Source organism: uncultured Barnesiella sp., assembly GCF_946496565.1.
Lineage (GTDB): Bacteria > Bacteroidota > Bacteroidia > Bacteroidales > Barnesiellaceae > Barnesiella > Barnesiella merdigallinarum.
This window is the reverse complement of sequence record NZ_CAMMHD010000003.1, coordinates 161240-174028: the sequence shown is the minus strand read 5'-3', so window position 1 is coordinate 174028 and position 12789 is coordinate 161240. Positions and strand designations below refer to the sequence as shown.

At 48.2% G+C, this 12789-nt stretch carries 10 protein-coding genes and 1 tRNA gene; 7 read left to right on the top strand and 4 right to left on the bottom strand.

All coding sequences use genetic code 11. The annotated features are described in order from the left end of the window. The first annotated feature begins 302 nt into the window (after window positions 1-302). The 7 genes from Q1K76_RS02925 (at window position 303) to mdh (ending at window position 5472) form a co-directional block, all read left to right on the top strand. Window positions 303-791 carry a hypothetical protein gene (locus Q1K76_RS02925; RefSeq protein WP_300130912.1) on the top strand — a complete coding sequence of 163 codons (489 nt, stop codon included), beginning with the start codon at window positions 303-305 and terminating at the stop codon, window positions 789-791. A 145-nt stretch (window positions 792-936) separates the two neighbouring features. Beyond that, complete coding sequence (locus Q1K76_RS02920) at window positions 937-1458, top strand: hypothetical protein (protein WP_300130909.1); 522 nt, start codon at window positions 937-939, stop codon at window positions 1456-1458. A gap of 32 nt (window positions 1459-1490) precedes the next feature. After that, a complete protein-coding gene (locus Q1K76_RS02915; RefSeq protein WP_300130907.1) occupies window positions 1491-1964 on the top strand; it encodes a hypothetical protein in 474 nt (157 codons plus the stop codon). A gap of 31 nt (window positions 1965-1995) precedes the next feature. Next, entirely contained in the window at window positions 1996-2559 is a 564-nt protein-coding gene (locus tag Q1K76_RS02910; RefSeq protein ID WP_300130905.1) for a hypothetical protein, read from the top strand. Between the two features lie 931 nt (window positions 2560-3490). Beyond that, window positions 3491-3578 (top strand) — tRNA-Ser (locus Q1K76_RS02905). Window positions 3579-3729: 151 nt separating this feature from the next. Continuing rightward, window positions 3730-4341: an L-threonylcarbamoyladenylate synthase gene (locus Q1K76_RS02900; protein WP_300130903.1), complete on the top strand. Its 612-nt coding sequence runs from the start codon at window positions 3730-3732 to the stop codon at window positions 4339-4341. A 192-nt stretch (window positions 4342-4533) separates the two neighbouring features. Continuing rightward, window positions 4534-5472 (top strand): malate dehydrogenase, encoded by a 939-nt coding sequence (mdh, locus tag Q1K76_RS02895; RefSeq protein ID WP_289542411.1) that lies wholly within the window; start codon window positions 4534-4536, stop codon window positions 5470-5472. Window positions 5473-5615: 143 nt separating this feature from the next. On the opposite strand, the gene Q1K76_RS02890 is transcribed toward mdh, so the two are convergent. From Q1K76_RS02890 to Q1K76_RS02875, 4 genes are all read right to left on the bottom strand, one after another. Next, window positions 5616-7175 (bottom strand): hypothetical protein, encoded by a 1560-nt coding sequence (locus tag Q1K76_RS02890; protein WP_300130900.1) that lies wholly within the window; start codon window positions 7173-7175, stop codon window positions 5616-5618. Between the two features lie 53 nt (window positions 7176-7228). Then, window positions 7229-9247, bottom strand: coding sequence for a hypothetical protein (locus Q1K76_RS02885; RefSeq protein WP_300130897.1), 2019 nt, complete (start codon window positions 9245-9247; stop codon window positions 7229-7231). A 429-nt stretch (window positions 9248-9676) separates the two neighbouring features. Continuing rightward, entirely contained in the window at window positions 9677-11071 is a 1395-nt protein-coding gene (locus tag Q1K76_RS02880) for a DUF5723 family protein (RefSeq protein WP_300130894.1), read from the bottom strand. 21 nt (window positions 11072-11092) lie between these two features. Continuing rightward, window positions 11093-12739 carry a hypothetical protein gene (locus Q1K76_RS02875; RefSeq protein ID WP_300130891.1) on the bottom strand — a complete coding sequence of 549 codons (1647 nt, stop codon included), beginning with the start codon at window positions 12737-12739 and terminating at the stop codon, window positions 11093-11095. Window positions 12740-12789 lie beyond the last annotated feature (50 nt).

Sequence of the window (12789 nt, the reverse complement as noted above, 5' to 3'; positions counted from 1 at the left end):
AGAAATTGAATAAGATATTACAGTACGTATTTATACTGTTTTCTTTGATAGTAATTGTTTATAGTGTTTTATTTATTATCAGCCAGGAAGTTAATATAAAGTATTATTTCGAAAATTCCTTACCCAACGGCAGTAATAATTCAATTCCTATTTGTCAAAAAGACTTTTTCTTAGAGGTGATATTATATGCTAAAGTTCTTCTTTTTTATGCTATATACGGGCTGTTTTTATCAATCTCTTGCATAAAGAAATCGTCATATCAAGACTCCAAATAGAATAGTGTAACCTTAAAATAATCCATTATGAAAAGATATATAGCCTTGCTTTTTCTATTTTGTCCGTTACTTGCCTTTTCTCAAATAATATGCGAAAAGGCCGACAGTATAAAGATTAAACATTTCTCTTTTGATGTTTATACGGCAGTTGACACCCCAAGGCGATTGTTTGACAGTCATTTTGAGAAAGGGAAAGGTTCTTATCCCTATTTCCTTAAAAAATTATCCTATTCAGAAATCCAACAACTCTGTCAGAATCTACTGCAATTAAATGCTCTTCCCGATTCTCTGATAAGAATAAGGCCGTATGATTGTATGAAAAAGACCGTAACAACAAAACAAGGGAATACCGTAGAATTGGATATAGATCCCCTTGATGTAAGGGGAAAAATTGAGATTTACTCGCAGGGTAACCTTTCAGTAATTTGGTATGACGAAAGATTTGTGGATATGGGAAATAACAGATACTATATGTCAGATAATTTGAAGAGAATGTTGAACCGTTGGTTCGATTAATTGGGAAAGTGATGATGCAATATAAAATAAGAGGTGACGGAAATGCGACAGCATTATTTACATATTCCAACCTACAAAATATATCTTGTAGGAACTAAAGATAATCCGGTTGATCCCAAGTATATTACATATTAAATCCAATGCTATGAAATCCAAGTATGCAATTTTGACGGGTGTAATCTTCACCCTCTTATCGGCACCGTTATGGGGGCAGGTATCTAATGACGAGTCAAAGAGAGAAAGAGGGTACCTGCAGGTGCCGGAGCTTGTCTTTAAAGACTCTCTGTTCTTTCAACGTATAGACTCACTTGTTTTTAATTCGATTTGTTTCAACTTGCATAAGTTGGATAAAGGTAATTTTGAGGTATGTTACGTTGATTCGGAAGAGCCCTGGCTGAGATTTGATTTATATCCCGAATTTGAATTTTGCGGAGGTACAATAACCGGATATTTTGAATATAAGAATTTTTCTTTCGTTTGGTATGGAGTTATTCCCGATTCGCTATGCGAGGTATCAGACAGGAAACGGGAGTTCTCCTATTGGAAAGGAGAGAATGGAGATTCGGTTATCTCCGTGTATTTGGGTTACGTCGAGGGCTCGATAAAATCTATGGGAATGGATTGTATCGATAGGGATATGAAGCGTTCATTCTATGGTGAGGACTAACAAAATTCTGTTTAACGGCTATGAAAAAGTGTATGATTTATGTGTTGCTGTCACTGATAGGTGTACCAACCATACAGGCCCAAATGCTGACCTATGAAGAGATGGTGAAAAAAATCACGGTCTATATGCCCGAAATGAATATAAAAGACTCGGTCTTTTTACAAGAGATAGACTCCAAGATTTTCAATTCGGGTTGCGCTTGCTTGGACTACGAAGATGCCGATGTATTTGATATTAAATCGAAAAGGCAAGACGATGGAAGCTATTATCTCATATTCTCGATATCCTCCTCTCCAGAAGCCAGGGATGGAACGGGATATTTCGAATACAACGATTTCCTTTTTGTGTGGCATGGTGATCTTCCTCCCTATCTATATGAACGAACGGGGAAAAAAAGAAGATTCACATATCAACAATATGTCCCAACTATGATATGTGATTGGGGCGATTTCTATTTCAAATACTCTCGTGGAAAGATGGAGATAACCGGGCTGGGGTGCTGGTGATGGGAATTGTGTAACCTTAAAGTAATTCATTATGAAAAAGGCGATTTTAATATTCCCGATTCTGTTTTTGCTTTTACCCTTTTTGGGGAGGAGTGAAGATACTGAAAATACAATCGAATCGATATATGTGCTGTATTACAATTATTCATTTAACAGCCCGGTAGATATAGATTGCGACTGTCTGAGAAAAAGAATGATAGGGCCATTTATCGATATTACCGATAGCGGTCTGATAGAGTATCCCGACTCAATGGGCATAGTCGACACTCTATTGACCGACCCGGTGCTGTTGCGGGAAGTTCAGAATGAGTTGAAAAAACTGAAACCCGATACTAACACTTATCCTCCTGATGCTCGAGCCTCCTATACCTTGCGCTACAAGGACGGCACAGAAGAAAAGATATGTATGGGTGAGTATAATTACTTTGGATTCAGGGGGAGAAGCTATACCAACAATCGGCTGTTGTATTTGCTGAGAAAAAGCATCGGCTATTATGGAATAGTATGGGAACCTATGATTGATGGTCTTGAAGAGTTGAACGATACTACATTCGAACGAGAACCGGTAGTGGGGAAACACGGCCTCGTTTATTAAATCAGGCAACGGTAACCGAGGCGGTAGTCGTACAGCGTTTCAAGTATTTTGCCTCCTGGAATAAAACTTAAAAGCGATTGAATATGAAGTGGTTTAACAAGCATTTTATTACGATTTTATCTATTTGGTGGATCTTACAAGGTCTCACACTGTTGGGGTCGGGAATAAGTTTTTCTCTTGATCTTGAAGATCTCTCCTATACACTTTTAGGTATAGGTTGTTCTCTGATAATTATAGCATTCCTGTTGCTTATTAAACATAGAGTATTGAGGTCAGTTTTAAGCATATTGTTGTTTTTGTATTCTATTTATACCATATTCTTTATGGGGTTGTTATTCTTGTTTGAGCAGGTAAACAATATGTTTGGGTGTATTATGATATGTTTTGTTATTCCCGATTTGAATTTCTTACTTTCTCTTAAACTTCTGATGAGCACTCAAAAGAAAACGTAATACAATATATCACCATGAAGCATATCCATGTTTCTGAATGTATGAGAACGATTATCAGTATCATATTCAATAAAAGAACATACCCTATAAAGAGCATTCGTTTTTATTTAGTTGTTTTGCCTTTAGTACTCACATGCTGTAACACCCCGGGAGCTAAAAAGGGGGATAATGGAGAGAGCCAAGGGCTGGTGGATACGGTCGATATTGTGCGGGGTGACGGGGAGAGTCATTCCGCACCGTGATGCGGAATCCAGAAATACTCGGGCAGTGATTTCACATCAGGGTCGTTTCCTTGCTCGTACCTCTTTTTAGAACGCACGGGTCGTACGTTTCTATGTTTCCCACAAGCGGCTCACAACTGGGCCCCGCATCGTTGTGCGGGGTGACTTTAATTCACGCGGTGCACTATTTTTGAAAAAACTTTCGCCGAACCCGAAATTTATATTATATTTGCACCGCTTTTAAGGGAACAACCTCATGGAGTGATGCTCGAGTGGTTGAAGAGGCACGCCTGGAAAGCGTGTATACGTCAAAAGCGTATCGGGGGTTCGAATCCCCCTTACTCCGCCGAAGCCGTTGCGACATTGTCGCAGCGGCTTTTTTGTTGGGTCAATTTGTCGTAAAGCCCCGAAATTCGAGGCCGGGAGGCCGGAATAAAGCCTTAAATATTGTTGAAATATAAAAAAATGACTATCTTGGCGGACCTTAAGCCGGAATTATGAAACGATTGAGAATCTATGAAACCAACCCCAGCGAGAGCGAGATAGCCAAGGCGGTGGCGGTGCTGCGCGACGGCGGCATCGTAATCTATCCCACCGACACGATTTATGCCCTGGGTTGCGATGCCCTCAACGTGAGGGCCGTGGAGCGGATTTGCCAGATAAAGGGTATCAACCCGCAGAAGGTGAACCTGTCGATTATCTGCCGCGATTTGAGTTGGGTGAGCGAGTATGCCAAGATGAGCAACTCGTACTTCAAACTGCTGAAGCGGAACCTGCCCGGCCCCTTTACCTTTATTCTGCCCACGAGTGCCTCGTTGCCCAAGATTTACAAAAACCGCAAGACGGTGGGAATTCGTATCCCCGACAATGCCATTACGCTGGCCCTGGCCGAGGCGCTAGGCAACCCGCTGCTCACCACCTCGGTGGCCATCGACGAGGAGGAGCCCGAATATGGCTCCGATCCCGAGTTGATTGCCGAGCGGTATGAGTCGGTGGCCGACCTTATGATCGACGGCGGCGAAGGGGGTACGATACCCTCGACCACGGTCGATTGCACGGGCGACGAGCCGGTGGTGCTGCGCGAAGGGAAGGGCGAGCTGGAGGAATAGGATCGGATTGCAACTGTAAAATATTGGTATGTAGATTGTTATATTGTTGTTACAGACGGTTAAAAGATTATGCAAAGTTTATAAAAATTTAATTGTGGAAATTTTTCCATAATGTCGAAATAGTTGTAAATTTGCCAAACAGAGAGAACGAAAAAATATTATTGTATAATTCACTTTATAAACCTAACAATTATGTCTAAAGTATCGGTTATCGGAGCTGGAAACGTGGGCGCCACTTGCGCAAACGTATTAGCATTCAGAGAAATTGCAGATGAGATTGTTCTGCTTGATATTAAAGAAGGCGTGTCGGAAGGCAAAGCCATGGATATGATGCAGGCTGCTGTTACGGCAGGATTCTCTTCGCGTATCAAAGGTGTAACCAACAACTACGAGGCTACGGCCAATTCGGATATGGTAGTAATCACCTCGGGTATTCCTCGTAAACCGGGTATGACTCGTGAGGAGTTGATTGGTGTAAACGCCGGTATCGTGAAAATGGTTGTTGAGAATGTATTGAAATACTCTCCCAATGCCGTTATCCTGTGCGTAAGCAACCCGATGGATACGATGACTTATTTGATTCACAAGGTATCGGGTCTTCCCAAAAACCGCATCATCGGTATGGGTGGCGCCTTGGACAGCTCGCGCTTCAAATACTATTTGAGCCAGGCTTTGAACGCCAACCTGTCGGAAGTTGAAGGTTTCGTAATCGGCGGTCACGGCGATACGACGATGATTCCTGTTACCCGTTACGCTACCTACAAAGGTATGCCGGTATCGGAGTTCTTGAGCGAAGAGGCTCTGCAAAAAGTAGCTGCCGACACGATGGTAGGTGGTGCTACGCTCACCGGTCTGCTGGGTACTTCGGCCTGGTATGCTCCGGGTGCTGCTTCGGCTTCGGTAGTTGAGGCTGTACTGGGCGACCAGAAACGTCTGGTTCCTTGCAGCGCTTTGCTGGAAGGCGAATATGGCGAAAGCGACCTCTGCATCGGTGTTCCCTGTGTATTGGGCCGCAACGGTATCGAGAAAGTGGTTGAACTGAAACTCAACGACGCCGAGAAAGAGGCATTTGCCAAGAGCGCCGCTGCCGTTCACAAGACCAACGCTGCTCTTGCCGACGCTCTGAAATAAGGTATAACCCCGTTATATTTCGTTAGGCTGCCGCCCGGTTGTACACCGGGCGGCAGTTTTTTTGTAGCGGGAGTGGAGGGGGAAGATAACAAAACACCTCCCCGGTGGTCGGAGAGGTGTCGGTATGGTTGAGTAGATGGCATTTACTGCCACCCTACTTTCTGCACCGTGCGCTTGCCGCGGTTGTCGGTGAGGGCTACCACATAGACGCCCGGGGCGAGGGCGGTAGTGGGGACAGAGACCTCGCCCGGTTCACCGTCGAGGTATTCGCACCACACCAGTCGGCCGGTGGTGTCGATGAGTTCGGCCAGGTGGTAGCCGCTGCCCGGCAGGGTTACTACCAGAGCATCGGGCGTGCGGGCGATGCGCAGGGCATAGGCCTTGTTATCGTCAATACCGCTCAGGCAGGGGTCGGGTGTGTATTGATGAAGATCCAGTACCTCATAGGAATACTCGCCGTTGCTCTTTTGATACAGCAAATAGAACGGTGGTGTGGTACAAGAGGAGTAATCCATATAGAATTGAGCCAAAGGATATTCGCTGATTTCGCCCAGACCAACCACCCAGGTATTGCCATTGTTCCAATGAATGGCTTTCCGCGGTTTACCCGCCACGACTATCGACTCTATGCTGGTCACCTCAAAGCCCGAATAGGGGTCAAGTTCATCGAACACATCGCGCTGATAACGGTCGTTGCACCGCTTCCGGCCCGCTATGTCGTTCCAATCGTCGCCCACTTCGGGACGATGGAAATACGACCCCTCGTCCATACGCAGGGTATCGCCTACGTTCAGGGTAAAGTCGTAGAGTAACTTATCGACATAGGTGTCCTCGATGCTATCGAGCACATAGACTTTTTGCTCCTCTTCCCGCACCAACACCAGTTCCCGACGGGTATCGGCCGTGTTGAAGTCGCAACCGGTATAACTGTACAGTCTGTAATAGTCATGACCGTTTACCGTCACGCGATCCGATTCATCGCCCGACAAATGGTACCGGGGGAATGTCGTCACACCGTCGCCCGGTCCGGCGTCGTAGTAGGTCCAATCGGCCGTTTTGACGAAGGGGATATATTCCATCTCGCAAGGATCTTTCCGGCCGTTGACATACTCATACTCGCCGGTCTCTATATTTTTGACATAATCGAGGGTCTTATAGGTATATCCTATTTCTGTGGGAATAGTAAACAGCAGATGGAATAGACCCTGTCTGGGTCCGATGCTGCCTATACCTTCGATATATATTCCTTGATATGAATTCTGTAGTTCTATCCGGCGGCGTTTCCCGTCATTGACCAGAATGGTATCTATTTGAGCTATGATACATTCATTCTCATCGTAGTATGTGTTTTCCCACGACAGATAAACCCGATCGCCCGCCTTCTCGGCCCGGAAATCGTAGATTATCTCTTCCACCATCTCCTCCTGTTCGTCGCTGGGGCGCAGACAATAGACCACCCGGTCTTCTTCGCGAGCCAGTCCATAGAGCCGCATATTGTCTTCGAACGGGCAAGAGTTGCTTTGGTAACACTTCTTATAGGTTTTTCCTTCGACAATCGTGTCGCCTATAAACCGATATTTGTCGCCATCGAACCACTCTACATTTTCCCGTACGAAGGGGACGTATTCATACTCCTGCGCCTGACTGGCGATGCAGCCGAGACAAATTGCCGTAAACGTACATAGTAGTAAATGTGTTTTCATATTCGATACTGTTTTAAGTTATTCTCTGGCTTGGTTTTATGCGTATTGTTTTGCTACAACCCTACTTTCTGCACCGTGCGCTTGCCGCGATTGTCGGTGAGGGCCACCACATAGACTCCCGGGGCGAGGGCGGTAGTGGGGACAGAGACCTCGCCCGGTTCACCGTCGAGGTATTCGCACCATACCAGTCGGCCGGTGGTGTCGATGAGTTCGGCCAGACGGTAGCCGCTGCCCGGCAAGGTTACGACCAGAGCATCGGGTGTGCGGGCGATGCGCAGGGTAGCTGTGCGAGTTTCGCCCACGGCCAGTATACAGTTGCCATCGTCCAGAGGACTCCCGTTGTGGTTATCCTGTAAATAGATATATTCTCCGTTCTCCCGCAGATAATAGAGAAAATAATTATCGTCGTCACATGGTCTGTCTGGATATGGACAGCCTTCATGATCATCGAAAGTCCATAGGGTTCCCTGATTCATATCGCCGATGCCTTCCATCCAGTAGCCTATATAATAGCCATAACTATTTTTGAAATAGATGCACTTACGTTCTTTCCCGGCAAATTCGACGGTTTTTACATCGTATACGGTTATATTTATATCAGTCTCTAAGGAATTGTGCATCTTGCTCAGGATAATACCGTCGCCTTTGGTCAGGTTGAAATCATAGCCCATCTCATCTTCCGTATCCCGGAAATATACTTTTCGATTCTCTTCCCTGATTTGTCCGGCCGGAGGGATTCTTTCCCAGTCGGGACAATCAACCGTGAGAGAAATGTTCTTGTATGCCTTGCCGTTGATGGTTGTATCGCCTGCTATGCGGTAGTGGACATAATTGCCTGTTAAGTCGCCGTCGTAGTAATAGTAATCGGCCTCGTAATAGCCATATTCACAGTCTCTGACAAACGGTTCGTACGACCGTCCAAACTCGCACTCGTCACGTAGCGTGTTGACTATTCCTTTGTATTCATAGTCGCCGGTCTCCATATTCTTTATGTATCCGAGCCGGTTGTGTGGGTCGTCGATTTCTTCCGGCGAAGCCTCGAAGGGGAAGAAGAACCCCCGGCAGGGTTCGAGGCTCCCGAATCCTTCGATATAACTGCCCGACGGCAGTTTGATGCGTCGCCGCAGTTGGTCGTTATTCACGGCTATGGTGTCGATGTGTATCACCGGCTCGCCTTTGGGATTGAGCCGGGTAGGCACCCGGTCGCCAGGCTTCTCGACGCTGAAATCGTAGAGCACCGTCTCCTGTTCATCGCCGGGGCGCAGGCAATAGACCACCCGGTCTTCCTCGCGAGCCAGGCCATAGAGTGTCTGACCCTCTTCGAAGGGGCAGCTCTTGCTCACATAGCATTTCTTGTACGACACCCCGCCGACTACCGTATCTCCCTCGAAACGATAGCATTCGTCATAACCCCATTTTATCCCTTCGCGCACGAAAGGCACATACTCATAGGTCCCCAGTCTGGACCACTCGGGTTGGTAGATAAGCCGGCCCTCTATATTTTCAAAGGTCTCTAACCGGTCGAGATATTTTGTCCCCGCTTCGGTGTCGGAATTGCAGAAAGGGTAGTAGAGATTATTCCGTTTGCCGGTGTAACCTATGCCCTCGATACAGACACCGTCGACATCCTTCAGTTTGATTCGTTTTCTGTATGTGTTGTTGACGAGTATCGTGTCAATCCACTCGACCTCCATGCCGAAATAGGGCGGGTCGTTGTGCCAGGCCCACATGGTATCGCCGGCCTGCTCTACATTGAAATCATAGATGGGAATCTCGGATTTCAAGGGGACCGAATCTAATACATTTTTCTCTATTCGATAGACGACTTTATTCTCTTCGCGCAGGAATATCATGATATCTGTCCTGAACGAAAAGTCTGGCATATAGGCATAGGCATACAGTTTTCCATCAAAATATCGGTAATCCGGTAAAAGGGTCATTTTCTGCTCATCATTAAATGTCCATCGGACATTCTCCCGCACGATGGGAACATATTCATACTCCTGTGCTTGCCCGGCGATGCTGCCGAGACATATCAGTGCGAAACTCCAAAGTAGTGATTGTGTTTTCATGGCAGGTTCAGTTTGGTTTGAATGAGGACGCTGTTGTTTTTTCGATAGTTTTCAAAGATAGTGAAAGTTGAGAGCAGAGACAAACCGAAACGAAGTTTCGAAGTTTGGCTATGCCGAACGTCTCCTATCTTTTACAAAGATAGTAAAAGTTTTCGACAAGTCTATTATTATGCAAAAAAAAACATATATTGGTTAAATGCTTTGTCGGGAGGGGTGAGGCGTGTGGTATGGGGTGTGGCGGGCGGCTCGCTGCCCGGTGTCTGAGAGGAGGGGTGGAGCGGGCAAAAGTCAGAGGGGGCGGCTGGGTGTGCCGCCTTTCTGGAAATCTTTTTAGCGGGGAATTTTCGGCGAACTTGAGGGGTAATAAAAACGGGGGCCATCTCAAACTGAACTTGAGATGGCCCCCTGGAATATAGATTGTCGTATAGTTCAGATTTTATGATTCTTCCCGAAAGTGATGTTGAAGCCGAAGCTGAAATTGGCCCGGGCGTGGTTGATGGGGATAAACTGTTTGGAGTATTGGGTGGCAAAGTAGTCGGTGCCAAGGAAGAAATTGAACCCCGGAGCGCAGAGGTTGAGGATGGCGCCTACCGAACTGCCCATGTTGGATACCGACCCGTTGACGGTGAGGTGCAGGGCCGAGAGGGGACGGAAGTTGATGGCTGCCATGCCTTCGGCATAGGTGCGGTAGCCTCCGAACCGGGTGGTAGAGAGGAGACCGAACGAGATGGCGTTGTCGAGCACAGCATACTCGGCACCCACGCGCAGGGTGGTGCGCAGCGAGTTGCTCACCGACTGGGTGTCTGTTTTGTAGAACTTGGTGAGGGCCTTGAGGTCTTCGCCCAGTTGGTCGGCTTTTTGGTCGAAGGGGTTGTCGCCGTTCTCGTCGTCTTCGGCTCCGATATTGTCGAAGCCGGTGTATATGAACCCTTTATCGGGGTCGGTCTCGGCGCGGGTGAGGTTGTTCCAGCGCATGAAGCCGATGTCGGTGAGGGCTGCCGAAAGGGTGAGGTTGTCGATGATTTCGTAGGTGGCACCCAGGTCGAAACCCAGGCCAAAGCCAGCCAGACCGAAGTTGTTGCCCACTTTATAGTCGGTTACTTCGCCGGTCTCGGGGTCGGTGGTGAGCTCGAGCAGCGAGGTGGCTTGCAGGTGTCCGGCTTGTTTGATGGTCCATTCGTTTTGCGACATGGAGATGTCCATACGGTCGATGCGGGCCTCGGCGTGAGCGGCGCCGATGAGTACCTTGATTTTGGCTCCTGCGCTCAACTTGTCGGTGATGTCGCGCGCATGGCCCAGTGCCAGCTCCAGATAGTTGCTGGTGGTGGCGGTGATGTTGCTCATGTCGTAGCGGGTTACACCGGTGGCCTCTTGCCCGGTTTTGAGGAATTGAAAAATCTCTTTGGGCAGGTAGGCACCGGTGTTGCTTTTGAGTGCGAGGTTGAAGGTATTCTGTCCGCCCCAGGCCCAGAAGCCGAACGAGATGAGGTCGATGCCCAGGTCGAGTTCGATGGTGTTGTTGGCAGATAGTTTGCCCAGAAATTCATTGGCCGGCACACTTTCGTGCAGGAACGTTACCAGCTTGTTGTCGCGCGGATAGAGGAAGGTGCCCAATCCCAGGTTGGAGTTGACACCCAGGTAGAAGTTGCCGAGGCTCGGCATGCTTACGTAGTTGTTGGGTGTCTTGAGGGCCGGGTTCAGTTGGTTGCGCTTGGTCATCTTCTCCATGAAGTAGGAGGAGTTGAGCGTGGTTTGGGCCGATAGCCCGGCCGAAAGCGTCAGGGCGAGGGCGATGCTCGCAACATGTTTTATAGCGTGTTTCATTGTTTGTTAGCTTTAAATCCGTTACAAATCTTCTAAGTCCATTTGTGCTCCTTCGGGGAGTCGAGCCGAGAGGTGTACGACGATAAACTGGTCGGGACGCAGGGTGACGTCGTGGTTGTCCTGGTTGCTGCCTTCGACCTTGAATTCCAGCTTGTCGAGTTCCTGAAGTGCATTCTCGCGAACCTCCTCGATATTGAGGGTGACGTGAGTCGATTGTATGGCATTGTCGCTGTTGGGCGCGGCATTGATCTCTACGCCTTCGGGCAGAGTGAGGCCGGTAATGGGGGCGCCATTCTGGTCGAGCGGTTTGACCGAGAGAACGAGCCCCAGCGGAATGGCATTGTCGACTACCACGTTGAGTTCGAGGTGCTTGATTTTGTCGGAGACGTCGGCGAGATCGCTGCGGAGGTTGTCGATGGAGTCGGTGTAGAAGATGCGGAGGTTGTCGAACTCGAGCGGTACGTTTATGTCGTAGTCGATGTTGAGGTTGTAATCACCTTTACCCAATTCGATGGTTTGGTCGTTGGTTTCGCTCTCGATTTTCACTTCGGTCACTTTGATGTCGAGCTGGTCGGGGATGGTGCTGAGCAGCGAGGTGAGCGAGCCCGAGGTGATGAGGGGCGAGTTGCGGTCGATCTGGAAGGTGGTTCTTTCGCCGCCAGCGACCTTGAGGGCAAGTGAAACTACATTGCCGTTGACTACCTGGCCGTTCTCGTCGAGCGGCGATATTTCGAAGCTGGCCGAGATGGGGGCATCGATGGGGTTTTGTACCGACAGGTTGAGAGCGAGGTCTTTTATTTCGAGTGAGGTCCCCTCTTCCTTGAGGAAGTCGGGCAAATCGGAGAGCGAGACCGAGGTATTGATGTCGACGTTGGGAACGACGGTACCCGATACGCCTTTGATACGAATCTGGGGGGTAGAGAGATTGAGGTTGGGTTGAACTGATACGGTTGTATTGGTGAGGTCTTCGAGTCCGATCGATTGTTTGTCGGCATAGACGAGGCCCTTCAAGGCAATTTCGTCGGTGATGAGCAGGTGTCCGTTCTCGACTGTGGGGTTGGAGAATCCGTAGATGGTCAAGGGAACGGATACGTGGCCTGTGCCGTTGGTCAGTTCGATGGTTTTCGATATGAATATCGACGAGCCTTCGCGTACGAGTTCGCCGTTCGGTTCGATGTCGAAGTCAATCAATTCGGGGAGAGCCAGCTCGACACCCGACAGGTAGATGCGGGGCAGAAAATCGGGCATGCCCGAGATGTCGATAGAGAGCTCGACGTGCAGGTCGTCGCCGTTGTTATCGGTAATCCGTACGCTTCGTACGTGTTTGACTTCGGTTGGCAGTTCGGTATCGACGTTGAAGTTCTCGGCCGTGTTGATGTTGGCTTCGAAGGCGATTTCGATGTCGGGCATCTCCAGACCGGGAATCTGTGGCAGCTCGGTTGTGGCAGCCTGGAAATCACGCGTATAAAGCTCGAATTTGGGCGAAAAGGCGTCGATAATTACCGGGTCGATGGCGTCGATGTCTTCTGTGATATTGTCGGATTTGCTGATTACGTACCGTCCGTCGATTACATGGAGCACATCGCCCTCTTCAATCATTCGGCTGAGTCGGATGGTATCGGTCTGTCCGATGGGTAAACTTAGATTTCCTCCTACGGTTACTTTCAAATCGATGTCTTTTTTGAAATCATAATCGGCATCAATACACGAAGCAAAAG